The 19,835-nt window shown below is 69.1% G+C and carries 19 protein-coding genes and 1 pseudogene; 11 read left to right on the plus strand and 9 right to left on the minus strand.

The window, feature by feature from the left end; translation table 11 throughout:
* Window positions 1-100 precede the first annotated feature (100 nt).
* Together EZ313_RS09335 and EZ313_RS09340 are read left to right on the plus strand one after the other, a co-directional pair.
* Window positions 101-463, plus strand: coding sequence for a TA system antitoxin ParD family protein (locus EZ313_RS09335; protein ID WP_135262893.1), 363 nt, complete (start codon window positions 101-103; stop codon window positions 461-463).
* Window positions 464-473: 10 nt separating this feature from the next.
* The gene (locus EZ313_RS09340) at window positions 474-1,067 is read left to right on the plus strand and encodes an ATPase (RefSeq protein WP_135262894.1); all 594 of its coding nucleotides are present in this window, start codon (window positions 474-476) and stop codon (window positions 1,065-1,067) included.
* A 15-nt stretch (window positions 1,068-1,082) separates the two neighbouring features.
* Here EZ313_RS09340 and EZ313_RS09345 read toward each other — a convergent pair whose 3' ends face one another.
* Genes EZ313_RS09345 through EZ313_RS09355 form a run of 3 tightly spaced genes read right to left on the minus strand, consistent with a single transcriptional unit; the run spans window position 1,083 to window position 3,522 of the window.
* The gene (locus EZ313_RS09345; protein WP_135262895.1) at window positions 1,083-2,468 is read right to left on the minus strand and encodes an aminopeptidase P N-terminal domain-containing protein; all 1,386 of its coding nucleotides are present in this window, start codon (window positions 2,466-2,468) and stop codon (window positions 1,083-1,085) included.
* Window positions 2,465-3,145, minus strand: a complete 681-nt coding sequence (gene murU, locus EZ313_RS09350; RefSeq protein ID WP_135263625.1) for an N-acetylmuramate alpha-1-phosphate uridylyltransferase MurU — start codon at window positions 3,143-3,145, stop codon at window positions 2,465-2,467. The genes EZ313_RS09345 and murU overlap by 4 nt, the downstream gene beginning before the upstream one ends.
* 14 nt (window positions 3,146-3,159) lie before the next feature.
* Window positions 3,160-3,522, minus strand: a complete 363-nt coding sequence (locus EZ313_RS09355; protein ID WP_135262896.1) for an S-adenosylmethionine decarboxylase family protein — start codon at window positions 3,520-3,522, stop codon at window positions 3,160-3,162.
* 97 nt (window positions 3,523-3,619) lie between these two features.
* On the opposite strand from EZ313_RS09355, the gene tkt reads away from it, so the two are divergent.
* From tkt to EZ313_RS09370, 3 genes are all read left to right on the plus strand, one after another.
* Window positions 3,620-5,698, plus strand: a complete 2,079-nt coding sequence (gene tkt / locus EZ313_RS09360) for a transketolase (RefSeq protein ID WP_135262897.1) — start codon at window positions 3,620-3,622, stop codon at window positions 5,696-5,698.
* Window positions 5,699-5,826: 128 nt separating this feature from the next.
* Window positions 5,827-6,828, plus strand: a complete 1,002-nt coding sequence (gene gap, locus EZ313_RS09365) for a type I glyceraldehyde-3-phosphate dehydrogenase (protein ID WP_135262898.1) — start codon at window positions 5,827-5,829, stop codon at window positions 6,826-6,828.
* A gap of 145 nt (window positions 6,829-6,973) precedes the next feature.
* Complete coding sequence (locus tag EZ313_RS09370; RefSeq protein WP_135262899.1) at window positions 6,974-8,191, plus strand: adenylate/guanylate cyclase domain-containing protein; 1,218 nt, start codon at window positions 6,974-6,976, stop codon at window positions 8,189-8,191.
* 255 nt (window positions 8,192-8,446) lie between these two features.
* Here EZ313_RS09370 and EZ313_RS09375 read toward each other — a convergent pair whose 3' ends face one another.
* Both EZ313_RS09375 and EZ313_RS09380 read right to left on the minus strand, forming a co-directional pair.
* Window positions 8,447-8,821: a nuclear transport factor 2 family protein gene (locus EZ313_RS09375; RefSeq protein ID WP_135262900.1), complete on the minus strand. Its 375-nt coding sequence runs from the start codon at window positions 8,819-8,821 to the stop codon at window positions 8,447-8,449.
* Between the two features lie 5 nt (window positions 8,822-8,826).
* A complete protein-coding gene (locus EZ313_RS09380) occupies window positions 8,827-11,751 on the minus strand; it encodes a DNA topoisomerase III (protein ID WP_135262901.1) in 2,925 nt (974 codons plus the stop codon).
* A 76-nt stretch (window positions 11,752-11,827) separates the two neighbouring features.
* Between EZ313_RS09380 and EZ313_RS09385 the strand changes: the two are divergent.
* From EZ313_RS09385 to EZ313_RS09400, 4 genes and pseudogenes are all read left to right on the plus strand, one after another.
* Window positions 11,828-12,295: pseudogene (locus tag EZ313_RS09385) on the plus strand (SET domain-containing protein); the annotation flags it as partial.
* A 19-nt stretch (window positions 12,296-12,314) separates the two neighbouring features.
* Complete coding sequence (locus tag EZ313_RS09390) at window positions 12,315-13,085, plus strand: biotin--[acetyl-CoA-carboxylase] ligase (RefSeq protein ID WP_135262903.1); 771 nt, start codon at window positions 12,315-12,317, stop codon at window positions 13,083-13,085.
* Window positions 13,085-13,738: an SPOR domain-containing protein gene (locus tag EZ313_RS09395; RefSeq protein WP_135262904.1), complete on the plus strand. Its 654-nt coding sequence runs from the start codon at window positions 13,085-13,087 to the stop codon at window positions 13,736-13,738. The genes EZ313_RS09390 and EZ313_RS09395 overlap by 1 nt, the downstream gene beginning before the upstream one ends.
* Window positions 13,739-13,757: 19 nt before the next feature.
* The gene (locus EZ313_RS09400) at window positions 13,758-14,429 is read left to right on the plus strand and encodes a glutathione S-transferase family protein (RefSeq protein WP_135262905.1); all 672 of its coding nucleotides are present in this window, start codon (window positions 13,758-13,760) and stop codon (window positions 14,427-14,429) included.
* Window positions 14,430-14,481: 52 nt separating this feature from the next.
* On the opposite strand, the gene EZ313_RS09405 is transcribed toward EZ313_RS09400, so the two are convergent.
* The 3 genes from EZ313_RS09405 to EZ313_RS09415 all read right to left on the minus strand — a co-directional run bounded on the left by EZ313_RS09405 (window position 14,482) and on the right by EZ313_RS09415 (window position 17,216).
* The gene (locus EZ313_RS09405; protein WP_135262906.1) at window positions 14,482-15,957 is read right to left on the minus strand and encodes a sensor histidine kinase; all 1,476 of its coding nucleotides are present in this window, start codon (window positions 15,955-15,957) and stop codon (window positions 14,482-14,484) included.
* 15 nt (window positions 15,958-15,972) lie between these two features.
* Window positions 15,973-16,647: a response regulator gene (locus tag EZ313_RS09410; protein ID WP_135262907.1), complete on the minus strand. Its 675-nt coding sequence runs from the start codon at window positions 16,645-16,647 to the stop codon at window positions 15,973-15,975.
* An 89-nt stretch (window positions 16,648-16,736) separates the two neighbouring features.
* Entirely contained in the window at window positions 16,737-17,216 is a 480-nt protein-coding gene (locus EZ313_RS09415) for a MarR family winged helix-turn-helix transcriptional regulator (protein WP_135262908.1), read from the minus strand.
* 143 nt (window positions 17,217-17,359) lie between these two features.
* On the opposite strand from EZ313_RS09415, the gene recA reads away from it, so the two are divergent.
* Window positions 17,360-18,421, plus strand: a complete 1,062-nt coding sequence (recA, locus tag EZ313_RS09420) for a recombinase RecA (RefSeq protein WP_135262909.1) — start codon at window positions 17,360-17,362, stop codon at window positions 18,419-18,421.
* 21 nt (window positions 18,422-18,442) lie between these two features.
* Entirely contained in the window at window positions 18,443-18,895 is a 453-nt protein-coding gene (gene recX / locus EZ313_RS09425) for a recombination regulator RecX (protein WP_135262910.1), read from the plus strand.
* Window positions 18,896-18,913: 18 nt separating this feature from the next.
* Here recX and argC read toward each other — a convergent pair whose 3' ends face one another.
* Entirely contained in the window at window positions 18,914-19,834 is a 921-nt protein-coding gene (gene argC, locus EZ313_RS09430; RefSeq protein ID WP_135262911.1) for an N-acetyl-gamma-glutamyl-phosphate reductase, read from the minus strand.
* Between the last annotated feature and the right edge of the window lies 1 nt (window position 19,835).

Below are 19,835 nucleotides of genomic sequence, written 5' to 3' on the forward strand. Positions count from 1 at the left end.
GGGTAAACCCGAGCCTCGGCGGCAGCCGGAAGTCAGTGGTCGGAGTGGCGCGTTCTGGCGACATTTGCGCCACTCCGCTGCGTTTCCCGGGAGCCGACCCATGTCCGACACACCTGCATTCGTCTCCGTCAAGCTGCCGGGCGGGCTCGTCACGCAGGCCCGCGAAGCGGCGCAGACCATGCGCCGATCGGTGGCCAGCCAGATCGAGTACTGGGCGACGCTCGGCATGGCGCTGGAGCACGCGGGGCTGTCCACCAGCGACAGCCGGGCGCTCATCGCGCGGCAGGAGCGCGCCGCCTACGGCAATCCCAGGGCGACGATGCCGGTCTCCCCGGAGCTGGACGACCTGCAGGCCCACGTGCTCGCGCTGTCCAAGTCGGGCGCGCTGTCGGCGCGAGCGCAGGAGGCGGTGGCCGGCAGCAAGGCGCGCACCGGCCGCGGCAAAGGGCGCAAATCCGCATGAGGCAAGGCCGATGCCGGTCCTGCATCTGATCGCGGGGCCGCACGGCGCCGGCAAGACGGCGCTCTACCGCTACCTGATCGCGCCGCGCTATCCCGCGCTGCCGTTCATCGATGTCCAGGCGTACTGCGAAGCCCACCTGCACGACGTGGAAGATCCACAGGCGCGCCTGGCGGCCGCCCGCGAGTGGGGCGACGCGCAGTGGCAGGACCTGCTGCGCCAGCACGCATCCTTCGTCACCGAGACCGCGTTCTCGCATCCTTCGCGCGTGGCGCTGATCGCGCAGGCGCGCACGCTCGGCTTCGAGGTGGTGCTGTATGCGATCGCGTCGGACGAGCCGCGCAAGCTCCTGCAACGGGTCAACCAGCGCGTGCGAGAGGGCGGCCACCCCGTGCCTTCGCACAAGCTGCTGTCCCGGTACACGCGCTGCCTGCACAACCTGCGCCACGCGGTGTTCATGGCCGACCTGTCGCTGCTGATCGACGGCTGCGACGCCGAAGAGGGCGGGCCTCGCCTGATCGCCACGGTCATGGCCAACCAGATGCAGCTGCACACCGTGCAGCGCCCGCGCTGGGTCGAAAAGGTGCTCGGCTTCGCCGAGGGCTAGAGCTGCGCGGCCGCGTCAGCCGCGCATGACCGCTTCGATCTCGTCCGGCTTCACCGGCACGCCACGCGTGATCAGCTCGCAGCCATTTGCCGTGACGATGGCGTCGTCCTCGATGCGGATGCCGATGCCGTGGAACTTCTCCGGCACGCCTTCAGCCGGCCGCACGTACAGCCCCGGCTCGATGGTCAGCACCATGCCGGGCCGCAGCACGCGGCTGGGACGGTTCTTGATCACCTCGCCGGAGAGCGGGTCCTTGCGTTCGCTCACCTCGCCCACTTCGCCCGGCTCCACGTAGCTGCCGCAGTCGTGCACGTCCATCCCCAGCCAGTGGCCGGTGCGGTGCATGTAGAACTGGAAGTAGGCCCGCTGCTCGATCACGTCATCCACCGAACCGACCTTGTTGCGGTCCAGCAGGCCGACGTCCAGCATGCCCTGGGCCAGCACCTTCACGGTGGCCTCGTGCGGATCGTTGAAACGGGCGCCGGGGCGCGTCGCGGACACCGCCGCCTCCTGCGAGGCCAGCACCAGCTCGTACAGCTCGCGCTGCGGTCCGCTGAACTTGCCGTCGGCCGGGAAGGTACGCGTGATGTCGCTGGCGTAGCCGTCCAGCTCGCAGCCCGCGTCGATCAGCACCAGCTCGCCCGCGCGAACCGGCGTGTCGGCCGCGCGGTAGTGCAGCACGCAGGAATTGGCGCCGGCCGCCACGATGGAGTTGTAGGCCGGGTACTGCGAGCCGGCGAGCCGGAACTCGTGCAGCAGTTCGGCGTCGAGGTGGTACTCGCGCACCTCGCGGCCCTCGCGAAGCATGCGGGCCGACAGCTTCATGGCGCGCACATGCGCGCGAGCGCTGATCTGCGCCGCCCGGCGCATCACGTCCTGCTCGTGCGCGTCCTTCACCAGCCGCATCTCGTCGACAACGCCGCACAGGTCGCGCTGCTCCTGGGGACACAGAGCTCCGTAACGAACGCGCGCCCGCACCTGGTTGAGCCACGCGCCCACACGCGCCTCGAGGCCGGCGTGGATCGCGAAGGGGTACCACACCGCGTCGCGGTTCTCCAGCAGGCGCGGCATCATCGCTTCGAGTTCGTCGCTCGAATGCGCGGCCTGCACGCCCAGGGCTTGCGGCGCGGCGGCCGGTCCGAGCCGGTAGCCGTCCCAGATCTCGCGTTCGGCGTCCTTGGGCGCGCAGAACAGCGTGCTCTTGCCGTCGCCCGTGATCACCAGGAAGGCGTTGGGCTCGCCGAATCCGGTGAGGTAGTAGAAGTAGCTGTCGTGCCGGTAGAGGAAGTCGGTGTCGCGGTTGCGCGGCCGCTCCGGCGCGGTGGGGACCAGGGCGATGCCATTGGCCCCGATGGCGGAGGCGACGCGCGCGCGGCGCTCGGCGAAGAGGGATGGGCTCATGTTGCGTTCAGTTGGGCCAGCCGCTGCGGCGTGCCGACGTCGGTCCAGGGGCCGGTGTGGATCTCGGCGGTGACCTGTCCATTGTCCATCGCGCGGCGCAGCATGGGCGCGAGCGGGACTTTCAGGCCCTGCGGATTGCCGGCCGGCAGTTCGGCGAAGAAGGCCTTGCGGTACAGGCCGATGGTCGAATAGGTGAAGCGCGGCTGGCCGTCGTTCAGCGCCTTGCCGTCGGCGCCCAGCGCGAAATCGCCGCGCGGGTTGTGTTCCGGGTTGGGCACCAGGTACAGGTGCGCCAGATGCGGTCCGCCGGCGAAGCGATCGAATGCCTGGCGGTTGAATGAAAAGCCCGGCACGTACACGTCGCCCCCCACCAGCCAGAACACGTCGTCCAGCAGCGGCAGTGCGCGGGCGATGCCGCCGGCCGTCTCCAGCGCGCCGCCGAAGTCGCGGCCCTCGTGCGAGTACGCGATGCGCAGGCCTTCGAAGTCATCGCCGCAGCGCTGCTCGATCTGCTCGCCCAGCCACGCCGTGTTGATCACCGCCTGCGTGCAGCCGGATTTCGCCAGCGCCTGAAGATGCCAGGCGATCAGCGGCTGGCCGCGCACTTCCAGCAGCGGTTTCGGGCAGCTGTCCGTCAGCGGCCGCATGCGCTCGCCGCGGCCGGCCGCCAGCACCATGGCCTGCGCGCGCGTCACTCGCCGTCCCCGCGGTCCAGGGATCGCTGCTCGGTCCACTCCGGCTGGAAGCGCTGCACCAGCGCGAACATCAGGCCGCGCGCCTTGGCCGAGAAATCCTCCTGCGCATGGGCCAGGCACACGTCCACCGTCACGCCGCGCTGCTGCGGCCAGGTGTGCAGGCAGACATGAGAGCCGGACAGCAGCAGGGCGGCACTGGCGCCGCCGCCTTCGTCGACATGGAACATCGCGCGCTCCACCGCCAGCCCCACCGCCTCGGCCGCCTGGCACGACCACGCGCCGAGCTGCTGCGCGTCCGTCAGCCACTGCTCGTCGCAGCGGCACTGGTACAGGTCGGCGGTGAGGTGCAGGCCTCGCATCCGTGCGACTGTAGACGATGGCCGCCGCCCAACCCTGGAGCGGCCGGGGACGTCGAGCCCAACCGCTAAAATTACGGGTTTCCCCCAAGCCGCGCCCATGTCCTTCCTCTCCGCTGTCTCCTCCCCGGCCGAACACACACCCGCGGCGACTGCCGACGCCCAGCAGATGGCCAATGCGATCCGCGCCCTGGCCATGGATGCGGTGCAGCAGGCGAACTCCGGCCATCCCGGCGCGCCCATGGGCATGGCCGACATCGCGGTGGCCCTGTGGCACCGGCACCTGAAGCACAACCCGGCCGATCCGCACTGGTTCGACCGCGACCGCTTCGTGATGTCCAACGGCCACGGCTCGATGCTGGTCTACTCGCTGCTGCACCTCACCGGCTACGACCTGCCGCTGGAAGAGCTGAAGAATTTCCGCCAGCTGCACAGCAAGACCGCGGGCCATCCGGAAGTCGGCGTCACCCCCGGCGTCGAGACCACCACCGGCCCGCTCGGCCAAGGCATCACCAATGCCGTGGGCCTGGCGCTCGCCGAGAAGCTGCTCGCCACCGAGTTCAACCGCGACGGCCACGCCATCGTCGACCACTTCACCTACGTGTTCCTGGGCGACGGCTGCCTGATGGAGGGCATCAGCCACGAGGCCTGCGCGATCGCCGGCGCCTGGAAGCTGAACAAGCTGATCGCCATCTACGACGACAACGGCATCTCCATCGACGGCCAGGTCACGCCCTGGTTCGTCGACGACACGCCGGCCCGCTTCAAGGCCTACGGCTGGAACGTGATCGGCCCGATCGACGGGCACGACGTGGACACGGTCGACCGCGCCATCGCCGATGCGCGCCGCAGCGCGGACAGGCCGACGCTGATCGTCGCCAAGACGCAGATCGGCAAGGGCAGCCCGAACCGCGCCAACACCGCCAAGGCGCACGGCGAGGCGCTGGGCCTGGAGGAAGTGAAGCTGACCCGCGAGGCGCTGGGCTGGCCGCACGAGCCCTTCGTCGTGCCGCGCCAGATCTATGGCGCGTGGGACGCCAAGGCCAAGGGCCGCTCCGCCCAGGCCGAATGGGAAGGCCGCTTCGCCACCTACAAGGCGGCATATCCCGAGCAGGCTGCGGAGTTCACCCGCCGCATGAAGGGCGAGCTGCCGCGCAACTTCGCGCAGGTCGCCGTCGACGCTGCGGTCGCCGCGCACGCCAAGGCCGAGACCGTGGCCTCGCGCAAGGCTTCGCAGCTGGCGCTGGAAGCGTTCACGGCGGCCTTGCCCGAGCTGCTGGGCGGCAGCGCCGACCTGACCGGCTCCAACCTCACCAACACCAGGAGCACGCCGCCGCTGCGGTTCGACCTCGCCGGCAACGTCAAGCGTGACGAGAACGGCCGCGTGGGCCGCCACATCAACTACGGCGTGCGCGAGTTCGGCATGGCGGCCATCATGAACGGCATCGCGCTGCATGGCGGCTACATCCCGTACGGCGGCACGTTCCTCACGTTCAGCGACTACAGCCGCAACGCGATCCGCATGGCGGCGCTGATGAAGAAGCGCGTGATCCACGTCTTCACGCACGATTCGATCGGCCTCGGCGAGGACGGCCCCACGCACCAGTCGATCGAACACGCGGCCAGCCTGCGGCTGATGCCCAACCTGGACGTCTGGCGTCCCTGCGACACCGCGGAGACGACGGTGGCCTGGGCGGTGGCGCTGCAGAACGTGAACCGGCCGACGGCGCTGCTGCTGTCGCGCCAGAACCTGCCGTATGCGCCGAAGGCCGGGCTGGAGGACATCAGCAAGGGTGGCTACGTGCTGGCCGAGCCCGCCGAAGTGGGCCTGCAGCGCGCACAGGCGGTGATCATCGCCACCGGCTCCGAGGTGCAATTGGCGCTCAAGGCGCAGGAGTTGCTGGCCAGGGACAACATCGCGGTGCGCGTCGTCTCCATGCCCAGCACCACGACCTTCGACCGCCAGAGCGCCGCGTACAAGCAGGAAGTGCTGCCCGCCGGACTGCCGCGCATCGCGGTCGAGATGGGCGTCACCGACTTCTGGTGGAAGTACGGCTGCGCCGCGGTGGTGGGCATCGACACCTACGGCGAATCGGCGCCGGCCAACGTGCTGTTCAAGCACTTCGGCTTCACGCCGGAGAACGTCGCGGACACGGTCCGCGCGGCACTGTCGCGTTGAACGCATGGCGCTTTCGGGCCCCGTCCGAAGCGCCGAGCACCACCTGAGCGCGTCGCTCGCGGAAAATCGGAGTCTCCACACTCGCGGCCGGCGCGCCTGAACGATTTCACAACCCTCGGGAAAGCAAGATGACCATCAAGATCGGGATCAACGGTTTCGGCCGCATCGGCCGCATGGTGTTCCGCGCGGCAGTGCAGAACTTCAAGGACATCGAGGTGGTCGGCATCAACGACCTGCTCGAGCCCGACTACCTAGCCTACATGCTGCGCTACGACAGCGTGCACGGGAAGTTCGAGGGCGACGTCGCCGTCGACGGCAACACCCTGGTGGTCAACGGCAAGAAGATCCGGCTCACTGCCGTGAAGGACCCCGCCGAGCTCAACTGGGGCGCTGTCGGTGCCGATGTGGTGGTCGAGTCCACCGGCATCTTCCTGACCAAGGATGGCGCGCAGAAGCACATCGCCGCCGGCGCGAAGAAGGTGATCATGTCGGCGCCATCCAAGGACGACACGCCGATGTTCGTCTTCGGCGTCAACGACAAGACCTACAAGGGCGAGGCGATCATCTCCAACGCCTCCTGCACCACCAACTGCCTGGCGCCGCTGGCCAAGGTGCTGAACGACAAGTGGGGCATCAAGCGCGGCCTGATGACCACCGTGCACGCCGCCACCGCCACGCAGAAGACCGTGGACGGCCCCAGCAACAAGGACTGGCGCGGCGGCCGCGGCATCCTGGAGAACATCATTCCCTCCTCCACCGGCGCGGCCAAGGCGGTGGGCGTGGTGATCCCCGAGCTGAACAAGAAGCTCACCGGCATGGCCTTCCGCGTGCCGACGTCCGATGTGTCGGTGGTGGACCTGACCGTCGAGCTGAACAAGGAAGCCAGCTACAAGGACATCTGCGCCGAGTTCAAGGCGCAGAGCGAAGGCGCGCTCAAGGGCATCCTGGGCTACACGGAGGACAAGGTGGTGGCCACCGACTTCCGCGGCGATGCGCGCACCTCGATCTTCGACGCGGAAGCCGGCATCGCGCTGGACAGCACCTTTGTCAAGCTGGTGAGCTGGTACGACAACGAGTGGGGCTACTCCAACAAGGTGCTGGAGATGGTCCGCGTGGTCGGCGCCAAATAAAGCGCTGTCGGCGCAAGTCAGCGCTCCCCTGATCGGATGAAGAACGCGCCCGCCGGGCGCGTTCTTCATTGGGGCGTGCGTTGCGCCGACGACGCGGCCTCCTTAAGGTCCCGCTCCTTTGCCCGCTGCGGGCGCCAGGAGCGTGATGATCGATTCCGAGTTCCGCCAGTGGCTCACCGCGAGGAGCTGGGGTCTCATGGTGCGCTATTGCCGCGTGGTCGGCTGGCTGCTGCCGATCGGGGTGCTCGCCAAGGACATCCCGCTGTGGCTCTCCAGCGATCCCTCGCAGCTGCGGCGCATTCCCGGGCTGCTCGTCTGGCAGGGCGCGATTGCTGCGGTGGTCTACGGCGTGGTCGCGGCGGACCGCTTCCTGCCCCGCGTGCGCGGCCGCGAGATCGCGCTGTACGTCGCCTGCGGACTGTTCATGGCCATGATCACCTGGGCCGGCGTCACGGGCGTGCGCACGCAGGGCACCGGCCTGCTGCTCTACGCGGCGTGCAGCACCTTCATGGCGGCCGTCATCGCCACGCCGCTGCCGGTGCGGGCGCCCATGTACGTGCTCAGCCTCGCGGCGCTCTCGGCGGCCGCCTGGGAGCGGCTCGACGGGCTCAAGGCTTTCATCGGCTTCATGGTCAATCCGTTCTGCGTGGTGATGCTCTGCCTCGGCCTGGACCGGTTCACCTATGCGCGCGACTCGGCGCTCTATGGCCAGACGCGCCGGGCGGAGGCCGAGCGGGCGCGTGCCGACGAGGTGCTGCACAACGCGCTGCCGCCCGCGATCGCCGAGGAGCTCAAGCAGCATCGCAAGGTGCGGGCGCGCAAATTCGACAACCTCGGCGTGCTGTTCGCCGACATTGCCGGGTTCACCGAGTTCTCCAGCCGCCTGCCCCCGGACGCGCTGGTGCTCGTGCTCGACGAGATCTTCTCGGCCTTCGATGCGCTGTCGGCGCGGCACGGCGTGGAGAAGATCAAGACCATCGGCGACGCGTACATGGCCGTGTCCTCGGGCAGTGTCGGCTCGCTGTGCCGGCTGGCGCTGGACATGCGCGAGGCCCTCGAGCAGTACAACCGGGAGAAGGGCACGGAGATGGCGATGCGAATCGGCATTCATGCCGGGCCGGCCGTGGCGGGCGTGCTGGGCGTTCAGCGCTTTCTCTACGACGTGTGGGGCGACACCGTGAACGTCGCCAGCCGGCTGGAGTCCACCGGCCACGCGGGCGGCATCCAGGTGAGCGAAGCGGTCGTGCGTCAGGCGGGCGACGCATTCGCCTTCCATGCGCGCGGGCTGGTGGAACTGCGCGGCCGCGGCCGGCTGCTCACCTACTGGCTAGTGGGTGTCGAACAGGCCCGGGCCGTCGCGTAGCCGTCCTACAGACACCTCGCGCGTGGCGGCTATCGTCGCCGCATGAGCACGCGAGCCGCCCTCAAACCGCGAGCCGTTCCCGCTGCGCCGGCTCCGCGCGGAAAGCCGCGCGCGCCTGAGTCTTCGCGGGGCTTGCGCCGCCAGATGCCCACGCCCGATACGCGCGGCTCGGCGGACCACCACGCGGATTCGACTTCGCCTTCCTCGACGCCGCGCGAGGACCGGGCCGGCTGAGCCCGTCGTCCTCGAATCCCGTCAGCGCCGTTGCGGCGCGAACTGCTTCGGGTCGTAGAAGAACTGCTCCTGCACGATGCGCTCGCCTTCCCAGCGCTGCCAGGCCAGTTCCTCGATGCGCCGCACGGTTTCGTCGTGGCCGGTGAATTCGAAGATCCAGCGGATGACCACGTGGTCGCCGTGAACGAACACCGGCCGCACGCACTGCGACCGCACCGAAGCGGCCATCGCGAGCGCCCGCTCCTCGTTGGCGATCAGCGCGTCGCGCCCGACCCGCGGCGGATCCAGGTTCTCCTGCATCGTGGCGTGCTCGACATAGAACTCGCGTATCGCCTCCACGTGGGCGTTGGCCTCCACGCGGGCGATGAAGCGCTCCAGGGTCTCCGCGGACGGCATGGGCTTCAGCTCAGGTGCTTGCCGACGATGCCGGCCAGCTCGAACATCGTCACCTGCGGCTTGCCGAACACCTTGCTCAGCTTGTCGTCGGCGTTGATGGCGCGCTTGTTCTTCGCGTCCTGCAGGCCGTGGGCCTTGATGTAGTCCCACAGCTTCTTGATCACCTCCGTGCGGGCCAGCGGCTCGCTGCCGACCACGGCCGCTAGTTCGGGGCTGGGCGTGAGGCCCGGACCGGACTTGCGGGGCGTCTTGGGTGCCGCCGCCTTCCTGGCCGCGGGTGCGGCTTTCTTCGCAGCGGGCGCTTTCTTCGCAGCGGCCTTGGCTGCCGGCGCGGACTTGGCTGCGGCCTCGCGTGCGGGGCGGCCCGCCGCGCCCTTGCGTGGCGGGAACTTGCTCTCGCGCTGCTCGAACTCGAAGTTCACCTTGCCCGCTTCCGCGTCCCAGGCCAGGAAGGCCTTGAACGGCCGGCGCGTGCGCATCGACACGAACTTGTCCAGCAGGTCGGTCTTGCCGGTCGCCAGCAGCTTCTTCATCTGCTCGCGCTCGACGGGCTGCTGCAGGATGATCTGGCCGCTCTTGAAGTCGCAGCTGGGCGCCGGCTGCCCGGTCGTGGGCACCGAACGCTCGCACACGTAGTTCTTGCCCCATTCGAAGACCCGCGCGCCGCACTTCGGGCAGGGGCCGAGCGGATCCTGGCCGCTGAAGTCGATCAGTTCGCCGGTCTCGGCCGGGTCCTGCTCGTCGCCGAAATCGAACTCCAGCTTCCAGTTCTTCTCTTCCTCGTCGAACTTGAGCGCGATCTCGGCGGTGAAGGGCCAGCCCGCCTTCGAGCGGAAGCCTTCCAGCGGCCCGATGCGCTTGTCGCGCAGGAAGGTCTCCACCTCGTCGAGCTCGAACGCGCGGCCGGCCGGAATCTTGGTGAACGAGAAGCCGCAGGGCTGGGCCTTGGGCTTGCCGACGCAGGTGTAGCGCCGGTAGTTCTCCTGCACGACGCCACCGCAGTTGGGACAAGGCGTGCTCAGCGTCGCGTAGTCGCCCGGCACGGTGTCGCGGTCGTACTCCTTCGCCTTCTTGACGATGTGCTTCGTCATCTCGGCGATCTCCTGCATGAAGGCGTCGCGCGAGAGCTTGCCGTGCTCCATCTGGGCGAGCTTGTATTCCCACTCGCCGGTGAGCTCGGGCTTGGTCAGTTCCTCCACGCCCAGGCCGCGCAGCAGCGTCATGAGCTGGAACGCCTTGGCCGTGGGGATCAGTTCGCGGCCGTCCCGCAGCATGTACTTCTCGTTGATGAGGCCTTCGATGATGGCCGCGCGGGTGGCCGGCGTGCCCAGCCCCTTCTCCTGCATGGCCTCCCGCAGCTCGTCGTCCTCCACCAGCTTGCCGGCGCCTTCCATCGCGCCCAGCAGCGTGGCTTCGGAGTAGCGCGCCGGCGGCCGCGTCTTCAGGCCTTTGGGCTCGACCACTTCGGCCCGCACCATCTCATTGGGCTGCACCGGCACCAGCGTCTTGTCGTTCTCCTCGCCTTCGACGTTGGCTTCCTTGCCCCAGATGGCCAGCCAGCCCGCCTTGACCAGCACCTTGCCGTCGGTGCGGAAGCTGTGGCCCACGACCTGGCTGATGCGCGTGGTGAGCATGTACTCGGCGCTGGGAAAGAACACCGACAGGAACCGGCGCACCACCAGGTCGTACAGCTTCTGCTCCGCGTCCGAGAGGCCGTGGGGCGCCTGCAGCGTCGGGATGATCGCGAAGTGGTCGCTGACCTTGCTGTTGTCGAAGATCCGCTTGCTCGGCTTGACGTAGCCGTTGTCCAGCGCCTGCCGCGCGAACGGGGCCAGGTGCTTCATGTCGGAGCCGGCCAGCACGCCCATGGTCTGCTTGACCGTGGCGAGGTAGTCCTCCGGCAGCGCGCGCGAGTCGGTGCGCGGATAGGTGAGCGCCTTGTGACGCTCGTAGAGCGACTGGGCCAGCGCCAGCGTGGTCTTGGCCGAGTAGCCGAAGCGGCCGTTGGCCTCGCGCTGCAGCGACGTCAGGTCGAACAGCAGCGGCGAAGCCTGCGTGCTGGGCTTGGATTCCTCGGTGACCGTGGCGGCCTTGCCGCGTACCGCCTCGGCGATGTCGTGCGCCTCCTTCTGGGTCCAGAGGCGGTCGGCCCTCTGCTCGGGGTCCTCCGGGTTCTTCTTCCACTTGGGATCGAACCACTTGCCCTGGTACTCCCCCGCCTGCGCCAGGAAGGTGGCGTGGATCTCCCAGTAGTCGCGGCTGACGAACTTGCGGATCTGCTCCTCGCGCTCGACCACCACGGCCAGCGTCGGCGTCTGCACGCGGCCGACCGTCGTGAGGAAGAACCCGCCGTCGCGCGAGTTGAAGGCCGTCATCGCGCGGGTGCCGTTGATGCCCACCAGCCAGTCGGCTTCCGAGCGCGACCGCGCCGCCGAGGCGAGGCCCTCCATCTGCCGGTCGGTGCGCAGCTGGTCGAAACCGTCGCGGATGGCCTGCGGCGTCATCGACTGCAGCCACAGCCGCCGGACAGGCTTGCCCAGCGGCTTGCCGCCGCCCGCGAACTGCTCGATCAGCCGGAAGATCAGCTCGCCCTCGCGGCCCGCGTCGCACGCGTTCACCAGCTCGCTGACGTCCTTGCGCTTGGCGAGCTTGACCACCGCGTTCAGCCGCGACTTGGTCTTGTCCACCGGCTTCAGGTCGAAGTACGGCGGGATCACCGGCAGGTGGGCGAAGCTCCACTTGCCGCGCTTGACGTCGAACTCCTCGGGCGCCTGGATCTCCACCAGGTGCCCCACGGCGCTGGTGACGACGTAGCGCTCGTTCTCGAAGTACTCGTCGTGTTTGTCGAACTTGCCGACGGCCGGCGTCAGCGCGCGGACGATGTCCTGCGCAACGGAGGGCTTCTCGGCAATGACCAGTGTCTTTCCCATGTTCCTACAATCCCGGGTCCTCACGCGCGCGTACGCGCACGCGTGTGTGCATATTCAACTTAGCAGAGTTTTCCCGATGCCAGAAAAAGCGGACCGCAACGGCGGCCGGAAAATCCAGACCCGCAGGTCGGGCGTCCACGGCAAGGGCGTGTTCGCCGTGCAGGACATCCCCGAAGGCGAGACCATCATCGAGTATGTGGGCGAGGTCATCACGTGGAAGGAAGCGCAGCGCCGCCATCCCCACGATCCCAGCGATCCGAACCACACCTTCTATTTCCACATCGACGAGGAGCGGGTGATCGACGCGCTGTACGGGGGCAACTCCGCGCGCTGGATCAACCACTCGTGCGATCCGAACTGCGAGGCCGACGAGGAGGACGGGCGCGTCTTCATCAAGGCGCTGCGCAACATCAAGGCCGGCGAGGAGCTCAGTTACGACTACGGGCTCATCATCGACGAGCCCTACACGAAGAAGCTCAAGGCCGAGTATCCGTGCTGGTGCGGCGCGAAGAACTGCCGCGGCACGCTGCTGGCGCCCAAGCGGCGCCGCTAAAAGGCTGGCGATGCGGTGGCCGGCCGAAGCGGTCTGGGAGCAGGTGGCGCCCCTGCTGCCCGGCTTCACGGTCGAAGTGCTGCCGGAAGTCGACTCGAGCAACACCGAGCTGATGCGGCGCGCCCGCGCCGGGCGCACTGATCCCGTGCTCTTGGTGGCTGAGCGGCAGACCGCCGGCCGCGGCCGGCTCGGCCGCCAGTGGCACAGCGGGGCGCAGGCCTCGCTGACCTTTTCGCTGGGCGTGCTGCTGGCGCCGGCTGACTGGTCCGGGCTGTCGCTCGCGGTGGGCGCCACGCTGGCCGAGGCGCTGCATCCGCAGATCCGCCTGAAGTGGCCCAACGACCTGTGGGTGGGTGATCGCAAGCTCGCCGGGATCCTGATCGAGACCGCGGCGCCGCCCGATGGCGGCGCAGGCCGCTACACCATCGTGGGCGTCGGCATCAACCTGACGCCGCCCGAGGTCGCCGGCTACGCCACGCCGCCGTTCGGCCTGCGTGAGCTGCTGCCGGACGCGCAGGCGGGCGACGTGCTGCTGCGGATTGCCGCGCCGCTGGTGCGCACGCTGCAGGCTTTCGAGCAGTTCGGTTTCGCGCCCTTCCGCGCCCGCTTCGCGGCGCGCGACGCGCTGGCGGACCGGGCGGTGACCCTCAGCGACGGCACGGCCGGGACGGCGCATGGGGTGGACGAGTACGGCGCCCTGCTCGTGCATACTGCCGGCGGCATGAAGGCGGTCGCGAGCGCCGAGGTGAGCGTGCGGCCGGCCGGAGCCCGGATGCCCTGATGCTGCGCCTCTTCGTCGTCCTGCTGCTGCTCGCCAACGGCGTCTACTACGCCTGGGCCGAAGGCCTGCTGCTGCAATGGGGCTTCGGCCCGCTGCCGCAGCGCGAGCCGCACCGCATCGCCCAGCAGATCCGCCCCGAGGACATCCGCGTGCTGCCGCCCGACGAGGCGCGGCGGATCGAATCCGCAGGCGGCGCGGGCCGGCCGGCCGAATGCCTGCAGATGGGGCCGTTCGACGAGGCGATGGCGGAGCCGCTGCGCCAGACCCTCGCCCCCTGGCCAAGCGCGTCGTGGCGGCTGGAGCCGGTGGCCGAGCCCGGCCGCTGGATCGTCTACATGGGCAAGTACCCCGACACCCAGAGCGTCGAGCGCAAGAAGGGCCAGCTGCGCCAGATCGGCGTGGCCTTCGAGGCGCTGACCAACGCCGATCTCGAGCCGGGCCTCTCGCTGGGCGGACACCCCACGCAGCAGGCCGCAGAACAGCAGCTGGACCAGCTCGTCACGCGCGGCGTGCGTACCGCCCGCGTCGTGCAGGAGCGCCCCGAGCAGCAAGGCCTGCGCCTGACCTTTCCGGCGGTCGACGAAACGCTGCGGCCCCGCGTGGAAGAGCTGCGCGCCGCACTGAACGGCAGACCGCTGCGGCCCTGCCGCTGAATGCAAGGAGAATGCGACGATGACCCTCAAGCTGTACTTCGCCACCGGCGCCTGCTCGTTCGTGCCGCATTCGCTGCTGGAAGCGGCCGGCGCGCCGTTCGAGCCCGTGCTGGTCAAGCTGCACAAGGGCGAGCAGAACTCGCCCGAGTACCGCGCCATCAACCCGCGCGGCCAGGTGCCGGTGCTGGTGGACGGCGACACCGTCATCACGCAGATCCTGGCCATCGTCGGCTACCTGAACGACCGCTTCCCGCAGGCCAACTTCCTGCCCAAGGAGCCGCTCGCTCGCGCCAAGGTGATGGAGACGCTGGCCTGGATGAACAACACGGTGCACCCGACGTTCACCCACGTCTTCATGCCGTTCAAGTTCACCGACAAGCCGGAGGCGCAGGCCGAGATCAAGGCCTACAACGCGCAGCTGTACCGGCCGATGCTGGCCGACATCGAGGCGATGGCGCAGAAGGCGGCGAAGGAAGGCAGGCCTTTCCTCGGCGGGCAGGACTTCGGACCGCTGGACGCTTACGCCCTGACGCTGCTGCGCTGGGGCGGCTTCGCGGGCATCGACCCCGCCGGTTTCCCGGCGCTGTGGTCGCACGTGCAGAAGGTGGCGCAGCTGCCGCCGGTGGCGCGCGCGATCGAGCGCGAGCGGCTGCAGTTGAACGTCTACCAGCCGGCGACGGGCCGCCCCTAGCGGCTGCGCCCCCTCGGGGGGCAGCGAGCCACGAAGTGGGGAGCGTGGGGGCTCAAGATTCCGCCTGAGCGGTTTCTTCTGACCGCGCGACGGTCACCGCGGCCATGAAGCGCACCACTGCGCGCGTGCCCGGCGGGTGCGCGCCGGGATGCGCATCCTCCAGCCACACCTCGGCGCCGTGCTGACGCGCGATCTCCAGCACGATGGGGAGGCCCAGGCCCGAGCCGTCGACGTTGGTTCCGAGCGACCGGTAGAACGGCTGGAAGACCAGCTCACGCTCGGCCTCCGGGATGCCCGGGCCGGAGTCCTCCACCTGCAGCAGCAGCACGCCGCCGATGGTGTCGACCAGCACGCGTGCGGTGATGACGCCCGGGTGGGATGAAGTCGACGGCGTGTAGTTGATCGCGTTGTCCAGCAGGTTGCGGATCAGTTCCTTCAGCAGCGTGGGATTGCCGGTGACCACCACGCCGGGCGCCCCCGGCATCGCGCCGTCGTAGCCCAGATCGATTCGGCGGTCCATCGCCCGCGGCACCAGGTCGCGCACCGCTTCCTGCGTGATCTGGGCCAGGTCGCAGGGCTGGCGCGGCAAGGTCTTGCCGCTGCTCTCGGCGCGCGCCAGCGCCAGCAACTGGTTGACGGTGTGCGTGGCGCGCACGCTGGAGCGGCCGATCTGCTTGAGCGACTGCTTCAGCTCGTCGGCGCTGGAGTCTTCTCGCTGCGCCAGGTCGGCCTGCATGCGCAGGCCGGCGAGAGGCGTCTTCAGCTGGTGCGCCGCGTCGGCGAGGAAGCGCTTCTGCGTGGCGATCGAATGCTTCAGGCGGGTGAGCAGGTCGTTCACCGAGGACACGAGCGGCGCGACTTCCAGCGGCACGGCGCGGTCGTCCAGCGGCGACAGGTCGTCGGGCTTGCGCGCGCGGATGCGCTCCTCCAGCTGCGACAGCGGCTTGATGCCGCGCACGAGCGCCAGCCACACCAGCAGCACCGCCAGCGGCAGGATCACGAACTGCGGCAGCATCACGCCTTTGATGATCTCGGTGGCCAGCACCGAGCGCTTCTCGCGCGTCTCCGCCACCTGCACCAGGGCCGGCTCGGCGCCGGGCACGTCGATGTGCACCCAGGTGTAGGCCACGCGCACGTCCAGGCCGCGCATCTCGGCGTCCCGCAGGCGCACCTCGCCGATGGCGGGCCGCTCGTCCTCGTCGGGCAGCGGCAGGTCGCGTTCGCCGCTGAGCAGCTCGCCGCCCGGGCCGCGCACCTGGTAGTAGACGTGGTCGGAGTCGTCGGCGCGCAGCAGTTCGCGCGCGGGCTGCGGGAGGTAGAACACCGCGCGCTGGTTCTGCACGGTGACAAGCTGCGCCAGCGCCTGCACGTTGTATTCGAGCGCGCGGTCGAAAGGCTTGCCGGCAATGCTCTGCGCCACCAGCCAGGTGAGCGCCAGGCTCACGGGCCACAGCAGCAGCAGCGGCGTGAGCATCCAGTCGAGGATCTCGCCGAAGAGCGAGCGCTGCTCACGCTGGAAGATCTTCATCGGCTGAGCGGGCCGCTAGCCCGGGATCTTCTCCAGGCAGTAACCCAGGCCGCGCACGGTGGCGATGCGGATCGGGCCCTTCTCGATCTTCTTGCGCAGGCGGTGGATGTAGACCTCGATCGCGTTGTTGCTCACCTCTTCGCCCCACTCGCACAGGCGCTCCACCAGCTGGTCCTTGCTGACCAGGCGCCCCGCGCGCTGCAGCAGCACCTCGAGCAGCCCAAGCTCGCGCGCGGAGAGTTCCACCATCCTGCCGTCGATCGTGGCCACGCGGCCGGCCTGGTCGTACACCAGCGGGCCGTGCTTGATCGTGCCGCTGGTCGCGCCCATGCCGCGCCGGGTGAGCGCGCGCACGCGGGCCTCCAGCTCCTGCAGCGAGAACGGCTTGGCCATGTAGTCGTCGGCGCCGTGGTCCAGGCCCTTGACGCGCTCTTCGACGCTGTCGGCCGCAGTGAGGATCAGCACGGGCATCGAGGAGCCGCGGCCGCGCAGCTTTCGCAGCACCTCCAGCCCGTGCATGCGCGGCAGGCCCAGGTCCAGGATCAGCAGGTCGAACTCGTTGTTGGTCATGAGCGCCGCATCGGCTTCGCTGCCGCTGCTCACGTGGTCCACCGCGGCGCCGGAGCCGCGCAGGGTGCGCAGCAGGCCGTCCGCCAGCACCTGGTCGTCTTCGGCGATGAGGATGCGCATGACGTTGTCTCCTTGTGTGCTGGCGCCGTCACGCGGGGCGCTGCTGCTGAAATTCTAGGCTCGGCCACCCTACCCGGCGCTGACGCGCATCAGGCCGCCGGGCCGGCGTAGGCCTCCAGCCCGAGCGCCACGACCGTGGCGACTTCCTCGCCGACCTCGGCCCGGAATTCGGCTTCGGCCTGCTGCACGGCGGCCTTGAAGGCGTTCAGCCAGGCCAGTCCGGTCGCGGTGAACCGCACCTGGCGCGCCCGGGCGTCCTGCGGGTCGGGTTCGCGCACCACCAGCCCCCAGGCCTCGCATTGGGTGACGAGGTCGCCCATGGCCTGCTTGGTCATGCCGGCGCGGTCGGCCAGGTCGGTCAGGCGCGAACCCTGCAGCGCGAGGTGGCGCGTGATGTGGATGTGGGCCGCGCCGACCTGGGCTCGCGCGGCGAGGTTGGACAGGGCCAGCGGCACCTCGGGGTCGTGCGCCATGAGGTGGAGGACGCGGTCGTCGAAGCGGCGCATCGCGTGGCCCAGCAGGCGGCCCAAGTGGGTCTGCCGCCACGCGTCATCTGCTTGGAGGAGCATCGGCGAATGGTAAGGCAAACTGACGAAAAACAGCGTTTACGCGGCACAACCCGTCGCGTTAAAGTACTGGCCATGCATCCAGCCTGTGAATCGGAACAGCGGGTGCCGGTAGAGCCAACCCATTGATTCACAAGGAGATTTCCATGGATGCACAGGTCAAGGGCAGCAAGATCGCGGCGGCGGACAGCGAGAAGTCCAAGGCGCTCCAGGCGGCGCTGGCGCAGATCGAGAAGCAGTTCGGCAAGGGCACGATCATGCGCCTGGGCGAGGGCGAGAAGATCGAGGACATCCAGGTGGTCTCCACCGGTTCGCTCGGCCTGGACATCGCTCTGGGCGTCGGTGGCCTGCCCCGTGGCCGGGTGGTCGAGATCTACGGCCCGGAATCCTCGGGCAAGACCACCCTCACCCTCCAGGTCATCGCCGAGATGCAGCGCCAGGCCGGCACCTGCGCCTTCGTCGATGCCGAACACGCGCTGGACACGCAGTACGCCCAGAAGCTCGGCGTGAACCTGCAGGAACTGCTGATCAGCCAGCCGGACACGGGAGAGCAGGCCCTGGAGATCGTCGACAGCCTGGTGCGCTCCGGCGCAGTGGACCTGATCGTGATCGACTCGGTCGCCGCCCTGGTGCCCAAGGCGGAAATCGAAGGCGAGATGGGCGATTCGCTGCCCGGCCTGCAGGCCCGCCTGATGAGCCAGGCGCTGCGCAAGCTCACGGCCACGATCAAGAAGACCAACTGCATGGTCATCTTCATCAACCAGATCCGAATGAAGATCGGCGTGATGTTCGGCAGCCCCGAGACCACCACCGGCGGCAACGCGCTGAAGTTCTACGCCTCGGTGCGCCTGGACATCCGCCGCACCGGCACCATCAAGAAGGGCGAGGAGGCCATCGGCAACGAGACCAAGGTGAAGGTGGTCAAGAACAAGGTGTCGCCGCCCTTCAAGACGGCGGAGTTCGACATCCTGTTCGGCGAGGGCATCAGCCGCGAAGGCGAGATCATCGACATGGGCGTCACGGCGCGCATCCTGGAGAAGTCCGGCGCCTGGTACGCCTACAACGGCGAGAAGATCGGCCAGGGCCGCGACAACGCGCGCGAGTTCCTGCGCGAGAACCCGCAGCTGGCGCGCGAGATCGAGAACAAGGTCCGGGAGTCCCTCAACATCGCCCTGCTGCCCGCCCCCGCGGACCTGGGCGAGGAGTAAGCCGCCCGCGCACACCGCGAAATGCAGGTCCGCCAGCTGTCGCTCAAGGGAAGGGCCCTGCGCCTGCTCGGTGGCCGGGAACATTCGCGCGCCGAGCTGGAGCGCAAGCTCGCCCCGCACGAGCAGGAGCCCGGCCAGCTGCAGCGCGTGCTGGACGAGCTGCAGGCCAAGGGCTTCATCTGCGAGGAGCGGGTGATGGAGTCGGTGCTGAACCGGCGCGCGGCCAAGCTGGGCGCCGGGCGCATCCGGCAGGAGCTGATGGAAAAGGGCTTGGGCGCCGAGCTGGTCGGCCAGGCCATGCAGCAGTTGCGCGGCACGGAGCTCGAACGCGCTCGCGAAGTGTGGCGTCGCAAGTTCGGCGAGATCCCCCAGGACGCGGCGGAACGCGCACGGCAGGCGCGGTTCCTCGCGTCTCGGGGTTTCGGCGGTGAGGTGATCCGGCGCATTCTCGCCGGTGGAGCGGACGAGGAGTGAAGCCGCGCTGAAGCCGGCTCAGAGGCCGAGCATCAGCTTCAGGTTCTGCACCGCCGCGCCGCTGGCGCCCTTGCCCAGGTTGTCCAGGCGCGCGACCAGCACGGCATGGGCGTAGTCCATGTTGCGGTAGACGCGCAGTTCCATCTTGTTGGTTTCGTTGAGCGCCGAAGGCTCCAGCTTCCCGTCCCCGGTGGGTTGCTCCACCGTCACCCACTCGCTGCCTTCGTAGTGGCGCTTGAAGACCTTCTCCAGGTCGTCCGGCGTCGGCTTGCCCGGCAGCGTGTCCAGGTGCAGCGGCAGCTGCACCAGCATGCCCTGGCGGAAGTTGCCCACCGACGGAATGAAGATCGGCCGGCGCGTCAGGCCGGTGTACTTCATGATCTCCGGCAGGTGCTTGTGCTTCAGGCCGAGCGCGTACAGCTCGTACGCCGGCGCGGAGCCCGCTTCGTAGGCCTCGATCATCGTGCGGCCACCACCGGAGTAGCCGCTGACCGAAGGCAGCGCCACCGGGTAGTCGCGCGGCAGCACGCCGGCATCGACCAACGGCCGCAGCAGCGCGATGGCGCCGGTGGCATAGCAGCCTGGGTTGCTGACACGCTCGGCCTTCGCCACCAACTCGCGCTGGCCGGGAGACAGTTCGGGAAACCCGTACACCCAGCCCTCGGCCGTGCGGTGGGCGGTCGACGCATCGATGATGCGTGGCTTGCGGCCGCCGATGCGGCCGATCTCCTCGACCATGGCGGCCGACTCGCGCGCGGCATCGTCGTGCAGGCAGAAGATGACCAGGTCGACACCGGCCATCAGTTCGCGCTTGGCCGACAGGTCCTTGCGGCGTTCGGGCGCGATGCTCACGAGCTCGACCTGCGGCATCCTGAGGAGCCGCTCTCGGATCTGCAGGCCGGTGGTGCCGGCCTCGCCGTCGATGAAGACCTTGGCCATG

This window comes from Ramlibacter henchirensis, from assembly GCF_004682015.1.
Taxonomy (GTDB): Bacteria; Pseudomonadota; Gammaproteobacteria; order Burkholderiales; family Burkholderiaceae_C; genus Ramlibacter; species Ramlibacter henchirensis.